This is a genomic window from Pseudobdellovibrio sp. HCB154, assembly GCF_046267985.1.
GTDB lineage: Bacteria > Bdellovibrionota > Bdellovibrionia > Bdellovibrionales > Bdellovibrionaceae > Pseudobdellovibrio.
This window is the reverse complement of record NZ_CP176530.1, coordinates 1391347-1411670: the sequence shown is the minus strand read 5'-3', so window position 1 is coordinate 1411670 and position 20324 is coordinate 1391347. Positions and strand designations below refer to the sequence as shown.

Sequence of the window (20324 nt, the reverse complement as noted above, 5' to 3'; positions counted from 1 at the left end):
CACGTCTGATTGAAAGACATGCAATTTTTTGGCTCTATTCAAATTTAATTAGGATTTACGTTCTGCAACTGATGGTTAGTATGTATTTAACCGCAGGTTAATATGTTAGTTGAAGTCGTAAAAACTTATCACCGCAGTAGAAATCTAAGGCATATCCGCCTGTTCCTAAATACAGCGGGGCATCTTGTGGACGGCAACCTTGTGGCGTTTGTATATGTAATCTTGCTGGCGCTAAGATCTGCTCCACTTTTCCGTTCTTATCTAAAACCGGAGTAATCATTTTGACACCACGGCTGACAGCCGTTCCTGCCACGTTAAATAACGCTGGGTATTTATCACCCGACTTACGATTCGTGATCGTAATTGGGAATTGTAAATTTACTGTTAAGTCATCACCCATGAACGTGTACTTATTTAAACTCGTTTGAACAGCAAAAGCTCCTTTAAAATCGTGGTATTCAATTTCACTGTTCGTGATCACAAAGACTCCTTGTGATTTTTTACCCATGTACGCCGAACGCACTAATAATGGTGCATCGTAAATCGTCGTGATTGATTCAAGCAAACGGTCATACATTTTGTTGTTCGTAAAATCGATCGCTGTCACACGTTGTTTTTTGTGCGCATCTAAACCAAACCAGAAAGTACCACGGTACTCATCGTTAGCTTGGTGTAAGTTTAAAATACGATCAACTTTTGTATCTAGTAAGTTACGGTAGTTTTGCGAAGCACTTAAGTTTTCTAAAACTTTCTCACCCGTTACTTTTAGATTTTGCACATAACCTAAAGAGAACTGGTAAAGGTACGAAGGTTTAATTTCAGTTCCTAAGTTTTTCGCAATCAATACAGGTAAGATACCTGATTGCACTTGTTTTAATGAGGGCTGGATAATATCCACGATGCGCGAATCTTTTGGCGATTGGATTTCATCAAGCTTAAAGTCTTTATCTAAATAATAAAGACGGATGTCTGTTTGACCCATGTTTGGTTTGGCATCGTCATCTGTTTGCCATAAGTCAGTCACATCCCATTTTTTAATAACAGGTTTACCTGTGATAACCCACGCTGGACGTAATTCATTACCCACTTTTAACCAGCTGTAGTTTGTTGGCATAACCGCGCGCTCGTCATAAAACGCCACTTTTTTCTTAAGATTCATATTTGAATCCATGATGTAGAAATGCAGCGTATAATCACCTTGATTATATAAACCGCCTTTTTCTTTATACTCTTGGATTACGATAATGTATTCAGACTTACCATCACCGTCGATATCCATACGGATACGTTGCACAGGGCGCGTTTGTTTGATGTTACCTTCAAAGTCTAAAGTTTTAATCGCTTCAAACGTGTAAGTGTTATTCGCATTACGCACTAACTGAATATCAAAGTTTTTCTCGCCTTGTTTTAACGCTACGTAATCGCGTGTGTTTAAGTTGCTATCGTAAACTTCATCCACTAAGAATAACTTCATACCACGGGCTAACTGGCCAACGATTGGAATCGAAGTTAAATCAGCACCAACGGCGTCTTTAGTTAACTTCGTTTGAATTTCAGCGCGTGTTTCAAAGTTTAAAGCTTTTTCACCAGCCACTGTCGGCTTAACTGTAAAAGTTAAATCAGAAGCCACTTGCGATAAAGCGCCATCTTCAGTGTCTGTGATTTGTAAATTCACTGTCACAAGACGCTCTTCACCCATTTCCCACATTGTATCACCATCGTGGATAATTTCTGAAGACACAACTGTTGGGTAATAACGTGATTTGTTTTTAGAAGCGATTTCTAATTGCACATCATTAGATGAAACATCAGACCAGTAGTTTTTAACTGCAAACTGGAATGATAATTCACGTGATTTTCTGTCCCACTCAATCACTTGAATTTCTTTATTGGCATTTAAGATCAATGGTTTTGCTTTTACTGCCATTGAGGCACGCGCATCAACCAGACCCGCTAATGTATAGCGCTCATAAGATCTTCCTGGCTGAACCGGAGTCCCTTTAGTTTGTACAGGGCCTACTAAAACTGGAAGCTCTGGACTTGTTTTACGCGCACCTAAGATTAAACGCGGGTAAATTTCTTCTTTAGCTACACCACGCGATAACATATCAGCTACGATACCAGCCACTAATGGCGTGGCTTGTGAAGTTCCATTTAAAATATCTACACCGATAAATCCAGGTAAACGGATCGATCTGTGAGTCATTGGAATAGTTGAAACTAAGCCCGTACCCGGAGCTGCGATATCAACACCGTAACCGTAGTTAGAAAAATGCGCCATCGCACCATCTGGACGAGAAGCACCTACGCAAATGACACCTGCGTACTGGCAAGGGCGTAATAAACTTTGAGTCGAGTCATTACCCGCTGCTGCTAATACGATAATTCCACGCGCTTGGGCTTCAGCGATAGCGTCTTTTAAAAGCTGCGTATCGTTTTGTTCAGGCCAGCCGATTGACATTGTAATGATGTCAGCCCCTGCGTTCATGGCGTAGATAATTCCACGCGCTGTACGCTCAGCGTTTTCTAAAGCACCGTTAGCGTTGATACCACCACGCACTTCTTCACTTGGTGATAAATCAATACTAAACGGTTTTACCGGCTCATTGGGTGCTTCTGCGATCACTTGCACCGGAATAATTTGCACCTGGTCTGAAATCGAAGCGACTAATCCGGCAACGTGCGTACCGTGTCCCATAGTATCGACGACATCTGGAGTACCGATAATATTTTGCACTGGCGTTGGATCACCGAAGATCGACCAACCATTACAATCGGCCGGGTAACCGTTACCGTCTTCATCAGTTGCTAAGTACTTTTCAGTGCAAGTTTTAACCGTTTCATCTTCAGCTTTTAAGCACGCTTCAAATTTATTGTAATTCGCACACTCTTTTTCGTTACGCGCGATACGGTTTTTTAAATACGGGTGCTCGACATCAACACCTGTATCTAAAACGGCGACCTTAATTTTCTTTAACGCTACCGGTGATGCCACTGGCGGAAGTAAATGTAAATCTTCACCGGCACGCGCCTGTAAGCGGTACGTTTGTAAAGGGTCTAAGTCAAATAACTGAGCGGTACCTGTATTTTTGAGCGCCCAAGATTTCGAAATGATATTCTTATACTCGTTCTGCGTTCCAGCTGCTGCTAGAAATGGAATTAATAGCGAAGCCAGCGAAAGTTTTTTTAAGTTAATCATTGGAAGCTCCCTTGTGAACGATCTAATTCAATAGGAATGATTTTAGTTTTTTCCGCAAAGATACTGATTAAGCCGTTAGAGTAAGGGTGCTTTTTCGCAGGCTCACCTAACACGTTAGATACCGAGAACGCCTCATCTGCGTTTTCATCACCTTTTCTAAAGCCTGTGATTTCAACGAAGTATAAGTAGTTTTCTTTACCTAATACTTTTAATAAAACCGGTAATGGAATGTTTTCTTCTAAAACATAGATTAGCTCTGTCATGATACGGTTTTGCTCACGCGCATCGCTTTTTACATATTCACGCGCTAACATAATGATATCGTCAACCCAGCTTTCTAAACATTCATACTTAGAACCTTTTAACCAAGCTGTTGTGTTCACATCTTGGCCGTGACGGTCATTGTTGTTTTGGCGAGCTTCAGCGTTTGCTTTACATTGCTCCATGTAGTGAGCATAACCAGCAGCTTCATCACCACCACCGATCACTGTCATTAAATTTTTAAAGATCGCTTTATCTTCGGCACGAGCGCTTTTCGATGTGCCGTCTTCATTCACCTTTTTAAATAAGCGTGTTAAAAATCCCGCTTTATCTAATTTAATCCCTGTGATATCCGGTGTAATTAACATCGCTTTGATTTTATCAATCGCCGATGGAAGTAAAGATAAGTTTTCAGTAATACGGAAGAAGTCGATCTTCTTTACCTGATGAAAACGGTTATCCGGAATTAACGGCTTAGTTTGAAACTCAGTTCCCGCAAATTCAGGCGTATTAAACTTATCACGTAAACCTTGTAAGATTTTATCTAAGTCTTTTTTCTTTAACGACCAACCACCCCACACGTTTTGTAGAACGGCTACTGTAGGAAGTGATCCTTGACGTTTAGTTAACTCAGTGTCGGTACGCACGATATGCCATTGCGCTTTACCAAACGGCATTTGCGATGGGTTCTGTGCATCTTGCGATAATACAGGTGCATAGTCTGGGCTTAGTTTTTTAACACCGTAGTCTAAAACGTTTAAGCCAAAACCTAGAACGTCTTTACCTGTTAATTTACCTTTACGGTAAGTCACAACTTCAATTGGTTTATTTTCAACTTCGCCAGAATCAACACCTGTAACTTCTGGTTTGTAAATTTTTAATAAATGTTCTTCTTTAAGTTTTGATTTTCTCCACCATAAGAACTTCGTTTTTAACTCTTTCGTATTTAAGTCATGGTCAATCTGAAAAACTTGTTTTCTGAAGTTTGTCTCTAACTGATCAGTGCTTGATTGAAAGATTAAGGCACGTAATGCACCTGACATTTTATCAGCAAAACCTTTTTGTGATTTATAACGTTTAGCTAATTCAGCGTTATCAGAAAAGTAAGCTTCAACCGCAGCTACTGGGTCCTCTTTTTTAGCTAACGCTTCTTTTTTAACTTCTTCAATAGCTGCATCAACTTGCGTTATGAAGTCAGTGTTTGAATTTAAGATATAAGCATCAGTGTGAAGATCAGTGTATGTTGATTCATGTTTAACTTTTAATAAGTTAATAAAGTAGTTCACATCAAACGTAACGTGGAAAGCTTTTGAGTTTTGGTTACGGATAAAAACTTGAAAGCCTTTATCTGTTTTGGTGATTTGCGTTTGACGTAATAAGACAGCATTCGCGCCACCTGATAAGCCCACCGTTGGAACTGTTTGCGCTGTAAAACCTAATAAAGCATCCAAAGCATACATGTAACCCACTGATCCGCCGGCACCCACAGATTCAGTGATTGTGAAAACTTCGCCGTTTTTAAAGTTTGCGAAGAACTCAGATAATTTACCGTCTTTTAATGGTGATGCGATTTTATCTAAACGTGAAGGCACATAAAGATCTTTCCAGTCGATCTCTTTTGTTTCTTTCATCGTTTGCAGTGGCACAACGTGTGTGAAATCACGGTTATAAGTGACATTTCCGCCTAACATCGTGCTGATACCGCTAAAATCTTCGATCATGCGGAACACACCAAGACCTGCACTTAAACGCACGTTATCAACTAATTGAACTGCCGCTTGTGAACCGTAAAAAGTACCCGTCGTTACGATACGAGAAGCACCGAAGTTAAGACCGTATTGGCGGCCATCGGCGTAACCTACTGGAGCGATTTTGCCATCGTTACGGATTCTAAAACCGTTTACTTTTTGCGATGTCACTTCTTGTCTTTGTAATTTAAATTTTTCAGATAATTTGCTGATCGCTAAACCAATCGCTGAAGATTGAGATTTGATCACCATGTATCTTAAAAAATCACCCTTTTCAAAAGGCGATTGGCGCTCACCGTGAGTAAAACGGTGCGGTTCACCTGGAATATACTCTTGCGTGATACGGCCATTAACCACTAAGCCATCTGGTGATGAGTAGTTAAAATCTGGAATGCGTGCTTGCATCATGCCTTGAGCTTCGCGGTCAAAAAACCATGTCATCATGTTTTGCGCACGTGACATGATCGCCGCTTTTGCTAACTGATTTAAACTTTGTGGAAATTCAGCCGCCTCAACGATTTCATTCCAGTCTTGATCTGTTAATTGAGCCACGCGACGTAACATCCACTTCACATCATCGCCACTTGTTTGCGAAAAATAATCACTGAAAGCAAAGTTAATATAAGCCCAACCGTCACGAACTAAAACTGATTCTGGTGCCACACGACCTAATGACTCTTGCACGTCACCGATCACAAACGGAACTAATAAGGCACGAAATTGACGATCACTTGCAAAGTAGGGAATAGATTCCACAGAAGCCGGTGTTAAACCATCAAATAAACTTGGAATTTCGCTATCCATTTTTTCTAAATAAGCGCCGTGAACATATAATGAATTGCCACCAGCTTCAGATAAAAATTCACGTTTATCTGTATCTGTTTTAAATGGAGCGATAGATAAACAGTCAATAGATACGGCGTCTGGACCTTGTTCGCAGAATGCGCGTTTTACGAATAAGTCTTTTTCTTCTTTATTAGCAAAGTTTAATTTGATCTTGTCGTAGTGTTTTGGTGATTGTTGAAAATAACCTAATTTACGTAATAAAGCTGATTTTAATAACGAAGCATGCGTTTGCAGACCTAAAGTTAAACCATAGCGCTCAGATTTACCGTTTGATGGCTTAACAATAACTGTATAAAAACCTAATTCACGATTCGCACCAAGATATGAATCAATAGTTACGCCCGTCTCAGCATTAGGCATCTCGGCGTGGATCTTTGTGTCAATGGCGCTGTATTTCTTGTTCTGCCAGTATTTGTCTTCAACTGGCTGAAGTTTCGACAAGTCGACACCTGTGTTATTCATTCTTGCAAGATCCGCGATACTTAGCTTTTTACCACCTGGGCCTACTAAGTTTAATGCCGGTTTAGTGAATGTTTTTAAGGGGATACGAACGATACCTTCATGAGCAAAAGCTGCTGATGCAATTAGGAAGGTCGCTAACACAGTCTGAATTTTTAAATTCATAGATCACCTCGTTAAACTTATATAGAGCTAACGAGGGGCCAAGAATGTGTATCAGGCTGATACGGGTGTGTTTTTTGACTTAGAGAAAGAAAATCTCATTCTGAGACAGAGTTTTGAACATTGGTTTTTCTTTATAATGATTCAAAAGATCTTGAAGTAAATTATCACGCTTTTCGATCATCGCTTTTTCATTATCGTTATCAAAGTCATGACCTAAAAATCCAAAAACCATCAGACCTTTTTGTGTCGACACAATACCCGCTAAATTAAGTGCTGGTACTTCGTAAAGGCGGCCAGTTTTTAAAACGACTGATCTGTTAATCACTAAGTCTGTTTCATAAGTTCCACGATCAAGACCCGCTGTTAACAAGATATAACCTAAGTCTAATTGCGCTTGATCAGCGATAAGCTTGATAAAATGCATGACTTTAAGAATTGAAAAACAAGTCGCTTTATTATCAACGCGCTCACCGTTAATTTCAGTTGGAAGACCAGAGCCTGTTTTCATGATTAAGCTATCTAAGTCTAAACCCAGTTTTTCGTTTTGAAATTTACGAAATCCCGCTTCACCGCCAAGAAGAGCAAAGAGCGCGTCAGACATGTAGTTATTCGAATTTAAGTTAATCTCTTTTAAATAACGAAATAATGAAGTGGATTGAATCTTTAATTGAGTTGCATTCGCAAAAGCACTTTGTGCCTGCCCGTTTGAATCTAAGATCACATTTGAAACCGAGAATGAACTTGGTAGATCAATCGACTTACCTTGTTGTTCAAAGTAGTCAGTTACGTTTTGTCTAGCTTGCTGAGTTTGGCCACCCCAGTTCGCTGAATTGAAGATCAATTTTAAATTATCCACTGACTGATCAAGACTTACCGGAATCGTATCTAATTCAATATGCGGATTATTTAACACTGATAAGTACACGCGCGTACTTTTAGCGATATACAGATTTCTGATCTTTGTGACGCCGTATTTTTTTAAGTGCGACATCGTATAAAGCACTTTTTCGATATTAAATACCGGGTCAAAGTTTGAGTTTAAGTACGCATCGACTGAACCATCAGCGTTTTTACGTAAACGCCAGTCATGAATAAATTTGTAATCTGTTCCTAAACGGCTTAAAGCAAAAGCAGTTAAAAACACTTTGCTGACTGACGCTGAAGGGTAAAGTTTGTGATCGCGGTAGCCTGAATAGTTCTGGTTGCTTCCTAAAGCTGATTCGCAGTAGCTGACACTTGAATCACCGCTGTATAAAAGCTTACGGACTGGCTGGGCCTGAGGCTGAGCCTTAATGAGATCTTCTTTTTTAGGTGAATAAGCAACGACTCCGTCTGACGAACTCGAGCTTGGCGTACAAGACGCGATAAAAGCTAACGACAAACAAAAAAGAAGTGATTTTTTTAACATCGGGTAAGGTTTTAGCTTGGGGGTAAATACCCGTTCAAGGGCTAAGCTTTGCCTTGAAAATTATTTAGGTTTACTTTGACAATTTACGCTCTAATAACGAATATACGGGCTTATGAGCCGTATTATTTACAACTACAAAATCAATAAAATCACTGACCACACAAAACAAATTCGCGAGCTAGATCTTCAGGTCATTAGCCACCCTGAATTTAAGTTTAGAGCCGGCCAATTCGTTATGCTTCATGTTCCGCAAACTGATGAAAATGGCCAACCGATGAAAGCCGCTCTTCGCGCTTATTCGATTGCAACCACTGAACACGATTTACAAAAATTTCGTTTAATTTTCAAATTCGTCGATAACGGTGTGGCTTCAAAATATGTTTGGGGTTTAAAAGGCGATGAAATTTTAAATTTCACAGGCCCATTTGGAAAAGTGTTCTTTCAAGAGCCACCAACAGAACAAATTGTTTTCTTCAATACTGGCAGCGGTATTTCACAACACTTTTGTTACCTAGAATCAAAAATGAAACAGTACCCTGAATTAAAATACAAAATGTATTTTGGTCTACGTTACGAAGAAGACATTTACTACCGCGAAGAACTAGAAGCGTTAAAAAAACACCTTCCAAATTTTGAGTATCACTACGTTCTTAGCCGCCCGACTGAAAAATGGACTGGCAAAAAAGGTTATATCCAAAATTTCTTAACTGAAATCGATTACAAAAACACACCGACAACGTTCTACCTTTGCGGTAACGGGGCGATGATTAAAGATGTGAAACACCAAGTTCTAGAAGTTGATGGTTTTGATAAAACACGCTTCTGGGCTGAGGCTTTCGACTAATGCGCAAGGCCCTGGCTGCTATTCCAACCTATCATCGAGCGGTTTTAGAACTGTTCATTGCGGGAATGCTCTGGGGAATTTCTTTTACTTTCGTAAAATGGGCGCTTGTAGATTTTAGCCCAACCACTTTAGTTTTCTGGCGTTTTGCTTTTGCCATCGTTTTAGCTGAAATGATGTTTTTTGTTTTTGACCGCGAAGGGTTTAAAAAATCACACCGCGATTATAAGATTGGGCTTCTAGCCGGTGTTGGCCTTGGAAGCTCACTGATCTTTCAAACGATTGGTCTACAAACAACAACAGCGACAAATTCAAGTTTCATCACTTCGCTTTATGTGGTGTTAATTCCGTTTGCGAATTACTTTTTCTTAAAATCTAAAGTTCATTGGTACCACTTTGCTTTAAGTTTTGTGGCCTTTTTAGGAATGGGATTATTATTAGACCTTCCGAACAACGGTTTACGACTGCAAAGCGGTGATCTGTTTACGATTCTAGTGGCGGTCACTTCGACATTTCATATTATCGCGGTCGGGATCGGTTCTAAAAAAATGCAAAGCGGTTTTCGCTTTAATACATCACAAACTTTTTGGGCGTGGATCTTTTTAATTCCATTTTTAGCTTACGATATGTCGGCTAAAGATATTCCATTTTTTCCACCGATCACAAACTATATTTCTGTGGTATCAGTTATAGGATTAGCGATTCTTGTGACTTTAGGAGCGTTCTACTTACAAGTAAGAGCACAAAGAGTGTTATCGACAACCACAGCCAGTATGCTGTGTTTATTAGAAGCGCCTTATTCGTTTTTATTCGCGTCGGCGCTTTTAAATGAAAAACTGACTCCGATCCAATTGGCCGGAGCCATTTTAATCTTAGGTATTTCTGCCCTTACGATCTACGTAGAACGACCAAAGAATACTGACAGCTAAGATCGCAGCCCCAGTAAGCCCCGTTAACCATTCAGGGATATGAAAGAAATAATCTAATAACATCATCATTGATAGGGCACCTAACGCATAGAAAGCGCCGTGCTCTAAGAAGCGAATTTGTCCTAGAGTATCTTTTTCTACCAAGTACAACGTTAAGCTACGTACGAAGAACGCCCCGATACTTAGACCGATCATGATTTGAACTAAACTTTGCGTGATAGCAAAAGCCCCGATCACACCGTCAAAAGAAAACGAAGCATCTAAGATTTCTAGGTACATAAACATACCAAAACCTGCTGACATCATCGTTTTTTTAGCCATTAAGTTTGCATCACGAGTTAACTCCATGCTTTCTAAGAAATCAGAGAAACTGTGCACGATTAAGTACGTGATCATGCCCCATAGACCTGGAACTAAGAAACGAATTTGATCTGGAGCCGCCATTAAGCTTGTAATGGCCAGTAAAGACACTAAAGCCACGATGATCTCAACGCCTTTATATTGTGACACCATCACTAATGGCTTTTCGATGATGTGAATCCAGTGCTCTTCTTTATCTTCATTCATGAAGTAATGTAAGAACACCATAAATAAGAACATTCCACCAAATGCAGAAACTGTAATATGAGCTGATGTCATAAGTTCTGCGTATTTAGCCGGATCGTTTAATGAAAGCATTAAAGCTTCAACCGGATTGATGTGAGCGATAATCGCCACAATCGCCAGCGGAAACACTAAACGCATACCGAACACGGCGATTAAAATACCCCAAGTTAAGAAGCGTCTTTTCCAAACTTCATCCATTTTTTTAATCACTGTGGCATTGACCACGGCATTATCAAATGAAAGTGAAATTTCTAAGACCGCTAAGATCAGCGCCGTAAAACCTGCTTGTAGCATATGGCTTGTTGAACCGGTTTGATACCATTCAAACCCCATGGCTAAACCTAAGCCGATCACTGTAATAATTAATGAACCTCTGATGTATTTCAGCATGCTGTTATTCCTTTTCTACTTTTTTATCTTTTTTCTAATAATGGTTTTAAAAATTTAGCAGTTTCACTGCGCGTATTTTTTGCGACAGCTTCTGGAGTGCCTTTAGCGACGATTTCACCGCCGTAAATTCCCCCGTCTGGGCCCAGATCAATAATATGATCGGCACATTTCATCACTTCTAAGTTATGTTCAATCACCAGAACTGTATTACCTTGTTCTGTTAATTCTTGCATTAACTCAACTAACTTTCTGACATCGTCAAAATGAAGACCCGTTGTCGGCTCATCTAAGATGTATAAAGTTTTACCTGTGCCACGGCGTGAAAGTTCTTTTGATAATTTCACACGTTGCGCTTCACCACCAGAAAGTGTCGTTGATGACTGACCCAGTGTCATATAATCAAGACCCACTTTGTGAAGTGTTTCAAGTTTTCGGTAAATTTGCGAGTGATTTTTGAAGAACTCTAAGGCCTCTTCAACATTCATAGCCAGAACATCGGCGATATTTTTTTCTTTATATTTAATTTGTAAGGTTTCACGGTTGTAGCGCTTACCTTGGCAGGTATCACACTGAACAAACACGTCTGATAGAAAGTGCATCTCCATACGGATTTGTCCGTGGCCCATGCAAGTTTCACATCTTCCACCTTTAACGTTAAAGCTAAAACGGCCCGGTTCAAAACCACGCAGTTTAGCATCAGGCAACGAAGCGTACAGATCACGAATCATGGGAAGTAAGCCAACATAGGTTGCCGGCGTTGAACGTGGTGTACGACCGATGGGGCGTTGATTGATATCAATAACTTTATCGATATGTTGCAAACCTTCGATCGATTTATACGGCGAAGGCACAGCATTCGCTTTATAAAATTCTTTCGCTAAGATTTTGTATAACGTATCAATAATTAAAGTCGATTTACCACTGCCCGAGACTCCGGTTACACAGGTGTAGGTGCCTAACGGAATTTCTAGATCTACGTTTTGCAGATTATTACCCGTTGCTCCCGTAAGTTTTACGAAGAGACCGTTGCCTTTACGACGGGTTTTAGGAACTGGAATTTTACGAGCTCCTGATAAATACTGACCCGTTACAGAGTTAGGATTTTTCATTAACTGCTGAGGCGTTCCTTCAGCGATCAAAGCTCCACCTAATTTACCAGCGCGCGGACCAAGATCGACCACATAGTCAGCAAATAAAATAGTGTCTTCATCATGCTCAACTAAAACAATCGTATTGCCGCGATCTTTTAGTTCGCCGATGATTTCAAGTAATCTATGGTGATCACGCGGATGTAAACCAATACTTGGCTCATCCATTACGTACATGCAGCCAATAAGCGCTGAACCTACTTGTGTGGCCAGACGAATACGTTGTGCTTCACCACCAGATAATGTTCTGGCCGGGCGAGATAATGATAAATAGGAAGTTCCCACGCGCTCTAAATAAGTTAAGCGGTCAGAAATTTGTTTTACGATTTTTTCAGCGATGAATTGTTGCTTAGATGTCCATTTAGCTTTTTTGAAAAATTGGCTAAGTTCTGTCACTGAGTAATCAGAAAGTTCGGCGATATTTTTCTTATCGATTAAAACATTTAAACTTTCCGCTTTTAAACGCGTGCCTTTACAAGTTGGGCACGCATTAAGAACCATTTCCTCTTCTTCGTCGTCGTCATCACCGGTGGCTTTTTTGCCTTTATAAGTGTACTTCACCGAATCTAGTTTTTTACCGCCCACTTCAGAATCAGAAATTTGTTCTTCTTCAACTAAATCAAGCGTTCCTAAACCATTACATGATTCACAGGCCCCACGTGGGTTATTAAAACTAAAAAGCCTAGGTTCTAACTCAGGAAAACTGAAACCACACTCAGGACAAGCTGAATGCATTGAAAAATTATGTCTTTCACCATCACCGTTAGCTTTAACAGTTTCAATCACTAAGCGGCCCGCCGCTAATGATAAAGCTGTATTCACACTTTCAGATAGGCGGTGTTTGATAGAATCTTTTAAAATTAATTGATCGACCACTAAATCAATATCATGCGTTTTTGTTTTCGCAAGTTTTGTGGCTTTTTCCAGATCGATAAATTTTCCGTCGACTTTAGCTTTAACAAAACCTTTTTTAAGCCACTTTGTGAATTCAGCCATGAACTCACCTTTTTTACCTTGGGCCATTGGAGCTAAAACGTAAAACTTAGTACCTTGTGGTTTTTTTAAAATTTCATCGACAATCGCTTGCGGTGTTTGCGAACTTACAGGCACATGGTGAATCGGACAACAAGGTGTTCCCACTTTAGCGTACAACAATCGCATGTAATCGTAGATTTCGGTGATTGTTCCCACCGTTGAACGTGGGCTTAAACCTACTGACTTTTGATCAATCGCAATTGCTGGTGATAATCCAGTGACAGAATCTACTTCAGGTTTTTTTAATTGTTCTAAGAAATTGCGCGCGTACGCAGATAAACTTTCAACGTACCTACGTTGGCCTTCAGCATAAACCGTATCAAAGGCTAAAGATGATTTACCAGATCCAGATAGACCAGTGAATACAGTGATTTTATTTCTAGGAATCGACAGAGAGACATTTTTAAGATTGTGCTCTCTGGCGCCTTTTACAACGATGTCGTTAGTTTCAGTATGCTTGGCCATTCGCCAATATCATATTACTTTTGGCAGTCTGAACATACTCCAAAAAGCTCTAGAACGTGCCCCGTCAAACGGAAGCCGAAGTGTTTAGCCACTTGTGATTGCAATTCTTCGATTTTTTCGTTTTCGAATTCGCAAATCTTGCCGCATTTAGTGCAAGTTAAGTGATCGTGATGCTCTTTAGGCGTCAATTCGTAACGTGAAGCGTGGCCACCCATACGAACTTCAGTCACTAACTCGTTAGCTGCTAGGTCGCGTAAAAAACGATAAACTGTTGCAAAGCCTACAGATGAATCGCGCACCGATACTTTTTCGAACAACTCTTGCGCAGTAACGTGGCGTTCGCCAGATTTTTTGTCGCCGTCGTGTAAAGACTGAAGAATTAATAAACGTTGATCTGTGATTTTTAAGTTCATCGAACGAATCATTTTTTTAAAATCGTCGATTTGGTAACGTTCAGATTTACGAACTGTTTCAGAAGTTTGGTGTACAGGAAGAATAATTGAGCTATCGATGTTTTTCATACATCAAGTGATACTGATAATGACTTTCATTTGCAAACTTTATTTTCGCAAACTGCTCTATTAGGCAGCAAAGTACCTGTTTTTTTCATGTCGACAGTTCAAATTCAAACTTAGGGGCATTTAGCTTTTAAGCTATTAGCCCACTCTTCCACAACCTTGAGAGCTTCAGTGTGTGCGACTGACCGACCCAACTGAGGCATTTTGACTTCTAAGTGATCGTTCGCCATGCGGTAATAAACAATGGATTTATCAGCCCCTTGCGGATCGAAATCAAATAATCGTCCACCCGATCCAAGACCAGCAGCCACTGGGCGTTTGCAGTAACCATAAGAATTACTTTTTGGATCTAACTCAGCTTGCAAATACAAACCTGTATTACGTGCGCCGCCTTTTGGTGAGTGACAATGAGCACAGTTAATTTCTAAGTACGCCTGCACACGACGATCTAACGGACCTGATTCAGGTAAAGACCATACCGCTGTTGACGGAACTTGTTTTAAATCTTTCGGTAGTCCACTTAAAAAAGCTTTACGTGCGAAATACACTAACTGATTTTCTTGGCTGCCATCTTCGTTAGATGAAAATGTCCAATTTAAAAATTTAGCTTTAGGACCAATTGGGCTCATGGTTCCTGCAATCGTGTCGGTCATATGACAAGAGGCACACTGACGACGATTCGGAACCGCATAGTCGATTTTAAGTGGTTTTTCACCGTGAGCTAAAATATCGTAAGATTCGACTTTGCCACCTAAAAATAAAAACGCGTCTTGTTTGGAATGATCCCACAGGTATTCAACCGCTTCCCAACCCGCTTTACGTTTCACTAATAAGCGAGTTTCAACAGCTACAGGTTTTTCTGATTTCGGGTTTTGTAAAAAGAGTGAGAATGTTTTTGTAATGACTGTGCCAAGTGGAAAATCTAAAACTGAATTTTCTGTGTACTTCATAGAAGTGCTTGGCGGTAAAAAGATAAACCGATCTTTTTCGGCGTAGTCGGTGAATAACTCGTTATTCAGATTGTATTTAAAGCCGCGCTCTTGAGGGTCTTGAGTCGCATCGGCTTTTTGAGAGAATAAATTATAATCTGATAAATTGGGACAATCGTATTCTAAAGCCGGCCAGTTAACACCTTTGTTTTTTTGTTTACAGATTTTAGCAATTGTTTCAGCGCTAACTTTTACCGGAGAAGCTGGCAGTGCTGGTGCAAGTGCTAATTTAATTTCGGGAAAAGGCTGAAGCACACAATCATGCGGAGCTGTATCATGTGTTCCAGGCCCTCCTGGAAATGGCACCCACCAACGGCTATTATCTAAGTGCATATTTCCAAAACGAACTTCATTTGCACCATCGGTGGTTTTATTTTTTCCGATACAAATACGATCTGCATCTGCTAATTTGCCACCTGTATAAGTTCCATCTTCAATGCCGTCATAGATAATTTCTGGCGTGGTGAATCCAAGAAGCAATTTAATAATGGCGTTCATACGGGTACCATCAAAGAATTTAAATTTTCCTTTAGTGAAGGTATTATCGCGAATAGAAATACGACGAGGCATTGGATCATAAGTCGTATCCTCGAACTTACGTTCGCTCACCGCATAGTGAGAAATAGCCACACCCGTTAAGCTGTTGTTGATAATTTTATTTTCAAAAATTTCAACTTCACTGTTGGCCATAATAAAAATACCAAGTCCGTCGGGAACTAAATGAACGATACTTCCGGGAGTTGAAAAGTTTTTTAAGTTATTATCATGAACGTGGTTATTAAAAACCCGCGTTTGACGTCCGCCTTTAACAGGCAAATTGGGTAAATTAAAAACTAAAATTCCAGCCGTGTTATCAAAGGCTTCGTTTTCATACACATCAGCGTAACGTGAATTTTCAATTTCGATTCCGGCGACATTATGAAAAGCTTTATTTCTGCGAACGATGATATTTTCACTCTGCCCTACGTAAATTCCGGCATCTGAAGAATCAGACACCTCACAGTCTTCAACCAAAACATCCCGGCTCGAAACGGGATATAAACCGTAAGCCCCGTTTTCACGGCGAGGACCTGCGGTCCACGAAATTTTTAAACGACGAAAAGTCACTGACTGCGCTGAAACTACTTTAACTGCATTGCCGAAACTGTCTTCAACGGCAAAGTCTGAAAACTCTAAAGCGTTAGCGCTTCCAAAAACACCTTGCGCTCCGATTTTTTGATTTTTAAAAGACAAAATGGTTTTACCCATACCTTGCCCGCGCAGTTTAATACCGTGTTTGATAATCACGACTTCAGAATTTAAAAAGAATTTACCTTCGGGCATGATAATTTCGGCCCCGTGATCGGCCTGCTCAAGAGCTTCATTTAGCGATTGTTCAAAATTATTTGACGAAACCTGAAAGGCTTGAAGAGCTTTAGCAAAAGCTGATTCGAAACCTAAAAATAGACACACGATCAGTGAAAGCTTAATGATAAACATGTTCTTTTGTTTAGCTAAATTTTCTTAAGCGAACAAAAGAAATGCGGAGCTAATTGGGAAAGAATGTATAATTGAAGCTTTTCTGACTAACAGCATCATGAGGATGAAGACTTTCTTCATGACGAGTCTTAATACGGTAGCCAATAAGCTCAACTGGTTTGTGCTGGATGCGGGCTTTTAACTCAGAATCAACACGTCTTACCGCATCTTCACAGAACATCAGGTTTTCAGAATTTAAAACTGCGAAGGCCATTTCATCAGCTTTTTTAACCGCTGTTTGCACCGGAGTTTTTAAAGTGTTTTCAATAATTTGAATAAAAGACTTCAATAGGTCATTCACATCAAAATGATCTTTATCTGTCAGTAATAACTCACACTCCATCACACTTCTTTGTGCGTGTGGTGTGGCTGGCAAACGGTCGATCGTTTTAACTGGTGAAGCCGTTTGTGAATTAAAAGTTTCAACAGAAAGCGCTGCTGATTGCGGGCATGTGCTTGAATAAAGTACTGCGAACTTAAGCCAAACTTTTAATGATTCGCCAGTGACTTTAAGAGCTGAAACCGACACATCGTAATTACGAAAACCTTCTTTACCACTTTTTAGAGCTTGGGTTTTAACCGGCAATTTGTAAGTTAAAGAAAGACTTGCATGCGTTGAGATACCTTCTTGTGAAGTGATCGCTTTTGTTAAAAGTTGATCTAAACCTTGTGTCGTTAATTCCTGCTGAAGAAAGTAATCCATCATCAACGAATAAAGGCGCGACATATGAATACCGCGGTGACCTTCAATCAGGTTTACCCCTAAAGCCAAATCACAGGGAATCAAGTTTTCGTGATGGCGAAGTGATGACTGAATACGTTGCATACCAACCCAATCAAGAGACTGGTAATCTTGCAGTTTTTGAATTTGAACATCGGATTTAATATCAGTGATCATCAGGGGCAATTTAGTCGAACCGGAGGGGCTTTTCAAGCTAAGTTATTAAACGATTGCCACGCTCAATTAACCTATAAAGGCCCTCTAATTAGGGGGTCTTGAAAACTACCTGAAAGGACTTTTGTCTGGACCACGACTAAACAAGAGTTAAACCACGTGAATCACCCTTTATAACTGCTTATAATTTAAAGTGAATGGCTGACACTCAAACTGACAATAAAACCACTCTGTTTTTTGTTAAAAATATGACCCACCAGTTCGGGCCGGTGGAGAAGTTTTTAATTAAGCGTGGTTATAATGTTATCGTTGAAAATGACGTCAGAGCCGGCCTTGATCGGATCATGGAAACAAATCCCGCGTACATATTCTTAGCCTGGGACCATCAAAACGTAAATGTTCGCGCCATGCCGAAAACAATTTATCAATCTTGCACCGGACAAATCGTACCCTTCATCATGTCAACCCAGCGCGATCAGATTCTCCAGCTAGAAACAAGTGGTTTTGAAAATAAACTTTACCCGCCTTTATCAGGCCCAGCCATCATTCGTTTAATTCAAAAACAAGAAAAGAAAAGTCAGGTTTTTGATCAGATCAATAGTAAAAAAAGTTCACCAACTGCTAAGAAAGATTCAGAAATGATTCAGGTGAAATCTTTTTTCACGTCAGAAGATGAACAAAAATCTAACGTGACCTCTCGCAAATCATCTTCAATTGCCGAGAGTGAACGAAAAAAATCAGCCAGTCGAAACCGCGGCCAAGCGCAAAAGTTCGCCAGAAGTAATGATCAAGAAAGTCAGTTAGTTTCCTCTTCTGGAAAATACGACCCCAACAAAGCCAAATTGATTGCAGCCCTAGCCAAAGAAATTGATAAAGATGGCGCGATGTCAGAAGGCCAAAAACAAACGACAAAAATAAATTTAACGGCAGCGGTTGAAAAAGAATACTCGGCTACGAACGGCGGCCCACAAAACGCTTTAAAAAAAGCGATTGAAGAAGAAATTGACCAAATTGGCGAACTGAGCAAAGTCGATAAAGCGATTACCAAAGCGAGGCTTCTGGCTTTACTGGACAGTAAATCAAACGCCTCTCAAGCTTCTTCGATGTCGCTGCAACTTCCGAAAGCGGCTAAAAACTTATCGCAGAACCAAAAACAATCTTTAGATAAATCTTTTTCTGAGGTCGTTAAACCTGAAATGTTTGATCTTATCGAAAATTATTCAGACATTACCGAAGGCGCCTCTTTATTAACTGAAACGACAAAAATCTATGTCATGGCTATTCAAGAAGTTGAATGGACTGGGTATTTGACTGTGGCTTCAGAAAATTTTCTTGATATCGCTTCAGCGCAAGTGATTTTAAATAACTGGCTTAAACAAATGATTCAGGTTGAACGCGTTGATAAAAACCCTGACGAACAAGAAGAATTGCCTGAATCGGTATTGTTTGAAATTCACGTACCTAAAGTGAACTTTGCCGATTTTTGCAGTTATAAAGCCGATTTTTTTAAAGACATTCAGTTTGAAGATAAAAAAACAATGTTAGGTTTTTTCTCGTTTAGCCCGTATCAAGTGATCAACTCTATTCACGAGACTTCTGATATGCTGGAGCTTTCGACAGACTTTTTACAGCCTAACCAGAGTCTGCCTTTTGATGTGAATTTGTATTTGCCTGAAAACAAAAGATTTATTCTTTATTTGCGCCCGGAATCTTTTTTAGATGACGCGCAAGTTTCACGTCTACAAACGCGTAAAGTTCAGTATATTTATTCAAACATGGACTACGAATTGGCATTATTAAAATACAAAGCCGAATTTAACTTACGCGCCTTAATAGACTCCTACATTCAGCAAATCAAAGGTTCAAACACATGAAAAAATTAATTCTAGGAAGCACGTCGATTTACCGTAAAGAATTAATGTTTAAATTGGGAATTCCTTTTGAGGCGATGAAACCTACTTGCGACGAAGACGTTTTAAAACAAGGTTTATTAAAGCAGAATAAAACTCCTCTGGAAGTTGCTGAAAGCTTAGCTTATGCCAAGGCCGCATCTTTAAATAAAGAATTCAAACAAGCCGTGGTGATCGGTGGCGATCAGTTAGTTGATTTTGATGGCCATATTATTGGAAAAAGTAAAACCAAAGAAAAAGCCAAAGAACAACTAACAGCAATGGCTGGGCGCACGCACCAGTTAATTACTGCGATTGCTATTTTACATGGCGATCAAAAATGGACTTTAAATCATATTTCTAAAATGAAAATGAAAAAGCTTTCAAGCCAAGAGATCGAAAGTTATATCAACAAAGATCTTCCGCTTGATTGCGCCGGCAGTTACAAAATCGAACAAAGTGGTATCTGCCTTTTTGAAAAAATTGAAACCGACGACTTTTCAGCGATTCAGGGTTTACCGATGATGTGGATCAGTCAAAAACTTAAGGAGATCGGCTATGAGCTCTTCACCAACTAACGATCAAAAACTAAATTCTGAATTAAAAGACTTAGCTATTAAAGCTATGGAATTTTCTCACTCCCCGTACTCTACAAAGCGCATTGGTGCGGCTATTCGTTTAAGTAACGGCCAGATCTATTCAGGCTGCAATATTGAAAACGCAAGCTACGGCGGAACAGTGTGTGCTGAGCGCGTGGCGATTTGGAAAGCTTTTAGCGAAAATAAAAAACCTGTGCACGTAACCCATGTGGCTGTAGCCAGCGCAGAAGAAAACCCATGGCCACCGTGTGGTTTTTGCCGCCAGGTTTTAGCTGAATTTGCTAAGCCTGATACCGAAGTGATTTTGACGAATACGACGGGTAAAGAAAAAGCTATAAGCTTTAAAGAACTATTTCCTTTTGCATTTGAACCGGAACATTTAAACAAATAAAAAAAGCCAGGTGTAATACCTGGCT

General features: G+C 39.9%; 13 protein-coding genes. 5 read left to right on the top strand and 8 right to left on the bottom strand.

Features of this window, described 5'->3' with window-relative positions:
• Positions 1–97: 97 nt before the first annotated feature.
• The 3 genes from ACKWCF_RS06960 to ACKWCF_RS06950 form a co-directional block, all read right to left on the bottom strand.
• Positions 98–3199, bottom strand: coding sequence for a S8 family serine peptidase (locus ACKWCF_RS06960; protein ID WP_409479985.1), 3102 nt, complete (start codon positions 3197–3199; stop codon positions 98–100).
• Positions 3196–6678, bottom strand: coding sequence for a hypothetical protein (locus tag ACKWCF_RS06955; RefSeq protein ID WP_409479984.1), 3483 nt, complete (start codon positions 6676–6678; stop codon positions 3196–3198). Before ACKWCF_RS06955 ends, ACKWCF_RS06960 begins: the two co-directional genes overlap by 4 nt.
• A 79-nt stretch (positions 6679–6757) precedes the next feature.
• The gene (locus ACKWCF_RS06950; protein WP_409479983.1) at positions 6758–8086 is read right to left on the bottom strand and encodes a D-alanyl-D-alanine carboxypeptidase; all 1329 of its coding nucleotides are present in this window, start codon (positions 8084–8086) and stop codon (positions 6758–6760) included.
• Positions 8087–8198: 112 nt separating this feature from the next.
• On the opposite strand from ACKWCF_RS06950, the gene ACKWCF_RS06945 reads away from it, so the two are divergent.
• Positions 8199–8930 carry an FAD-binding oxidoreductase gene (locus tag ACKWCF_RS06945; protein WP_409479982.1) on the top strand — a complete coding sequence of 244 codons (732 nt, stop codon included), beginning with the start codon at positions 8199–8201 and terminating at the stop codon, positions 8928–8930.
• The gene (locus ACKWCF_RS06940; RefSeq protein WP_409479981.1) at positions 8930–9856 is read left to right on the top strand and encodes a DMT family transporter; all 927 of its coding nucleotides are present in this window, start codon (positions 8930–8932) and stop codon (positions 9854–9856) included. The genes ACKWCF_RS06945 and ACKWCF_RS06940 overlap by 1 nt, the downstream gene beginning before the upstream one ends.
• On the opposite strand, the gene ACKWCF_RS06935 is transcribed toward ACKWCF_RS06940, so the two are convergent.
• The 5 genes from ACKWCF_RS06935 to folE2 form a co-directional block, all read right to left on the bottom strand.
• Positions 9800–10852 carry a DUF475 domain-containing protein gene (locus tag ACKWCF_RS06935; protein ID WP_409479980.1) on the bottom strand — a complete coding sequence of 351 codons (1053 nt, stop codon included), beginning with the start codon at positions 10850–10852 and terminating at the stop codon, positions 9800–9802. The two genes, ACKWCF_RS06940 and ACKWCF_RS06935, sit on opposite strands and share 57 nt — an antisense overlap.
• 23 nt (positions 10853–10875) lie before the next feature.
• Positions 10876–13500 (bottom strand): excinuclease ABC subunit UvrA, encoded by a 2625-nt coding sequence (uvrA, locus tag ACKWCF_RS06930; RefSeq protein ID WP_409479979.1) that lies wholly within the window; start codon positions 13498–13500, stop codon positions 10876–10878.
• Positions 13501–13514: 14 nt separating this feature from the next.
• Positions 13515–14021, bottom strand: a complete 507-nt coding sequence (locus tag ACKWCF_RS06925) for a Fur family transcriptional regulator (protein WP_409479978.1) — start codon at positions 14019–14021, stop codon at positions 13515–13517.
• A 110-nt stretch (positions 14022–14131) separates the two neighbouring features.
• Complete coding sequence (locus ACKWCF_RS06920; RefSeq protein ID WP_409479977.1) at positions 14132–16486, bottom strand: parallel beta-helix domain-containing protein; 2355 nt, start codon at positions 16484–16486, stop codon at positions 14132–14134.
• Between the two features lie 49 nt (positions 16487–16535).
• Complete coding sequence (gene folE2 / locus ACKWCF_RS06915) at positions 16536–17423, bottom strand: GTP cyclohydrolase FolE2 (protein ID WP_409479976.1); 888 nt, start codon at positions 17421–17423, stop codon at positions 16536–16538.
• 194 nt (positions 17424–17617) lie between these two features.
• On the opposite strand from folE2, the gene ACKWCF_RS06910 reads away from it, so the two are divergent.
• The 3 genes from ACKWCF_RS06910 to cdd are packed head-to-tail and all read left to right on the top strand — an operon-like array spanning position 17618 to position 20299.
• Positions 17618–19294: a hypothetical protein gene (locus tag ACKWCF_RS06910; RefSeq protein WP_409479975.1), complete on the top strand. Its 1677-nt coding sequence runs from the start codon at positions 17618–17620 to the stop codon at positions 19292–19294.
• Positions 19291–19887 carry a Maf family protein gene (locus tag ACKWCF_RS06905; RefSeq protein WP_409479974.1) on the top strand — a complete coding sequence of 199 codons (597 nt, stop codon included), beginning with the start codon at positions 19291–19293 and terminating at the stop codon, positions 19885–19887. Before ACKWCF_RS06910 ends, ACKWCF_RS06905 begins: the two co-directional genes overlap by 4 nt.
• Positions 19868–20299: a cytidine deaminase gene (gene cdd / locus ACKWCF_RS06900; protein ID WP_409479973.1), complete on the top strand. Its 432-nt coding sequence runs from the start codon at positions 19868–19870 to the stop codon at positions 20297–20299. The genes ACKWCF_RS06905 and cdd overlap by 20 nt, the downstream gene beginning before the upstream one ends.
• Positions 20300–20324 lie beyond the last annotated feature (25 nt).

Excerpts from the sequence above, each read along its gene's own strand:
- ACKWCF_RS06960 (WP_409479985.1), bottom strand. The coding sequence starts at position 3,199 with ATGATTAACTTAAAAAAACTTTCGCTGGCTTCGCTATTAATTCCATTT.
- ACKWCF_RS06955 (WP_409479984.1), bottom strand. The coding sequence starts at position 6,678 with ATGAATTTAAAAATTCAGACTGTGTTAGCGACCTTCCTAATTGCATCA.
- ACKWCF_RS06950 (WP_409479983.1), bottom strand. The coding sequence starts at position 8,086 with ATGTTAAAAAAATCACTTCTTTTTTGTTTGTCGTTAGCTTTTATCGCG.
- ACKWCF_RS06945 (WP_409479982.1), top strand. The coding sequence starts at position 8,199 with ATGAGCCGTATTATTTACAACTACAAAATCAATAAAATCACTGACCAC.
- ACKWCF_RS06940 (WP_409479981.1), top strand. The coding sequence starts at position 8,930 with ATGCGCAAGGCCCTGGCTGCTATTCCAACCTATCATCGAGCGGTTTTA.
- ACKWCF_RS06935 (WP_409479980.1), bottom strand. The coding sequence starts at position 10,852 with ATGCTGAAATACATCAGAGGTTCATTAATTATTACAGTGATCGGCTTA.
- uvrA (WP_409479979.1), bottom strand. The coding sequence starts at position 13,500 with ATGGCCAAGCATACTGAAACTAACGACATCGTTGTAAAAGGCGCCAGA.
- ACKWCF_RS06925 (WP_409479978.1), bottom strand. The coding sequence starts at position 14,021 with ATGAAAAACATCGATAGCTCAATTATTCTTCCTGTACACCAAACTTCT.
- ACKWCF_RS06920 (WP_409479977.1), bottom strand. The coding sequence starts at position 16,486 with ATGTTTATCATTAAGCTTTCACTGATCGTGTGTCTATTTTTAGGTTTC.
- folE2 (WP_409479976.1), bottom strand. The coding sequence starts at position 17,423 with ATGATCACTGATATTAAATCCGATGTTCAAATTCAAAAACTGCAAGAT.
- ACKWCF_RS06910 (WP_409479975.1), top strand. The coding sequence starts at position 17,618 with ATGGCTGACACTCAAACTGACAATAAAACCACTCTGTTTTTTGTTAAA.
- ACKWCF_RS06905 (WP_409479974.1), top strand. The coding sequence starts at position 19,291 with ATGAAAAAATTAATTCTAGGAAGCACGTCGATTTACCGTAAAGAATTA.
- cdd (WP_409479973.1), top strand. The coding sequence starts at position 19,868 with ATGAGCTCTTCACCAACTAACGATCAAAAACTAAATTCTGAATTAAAA.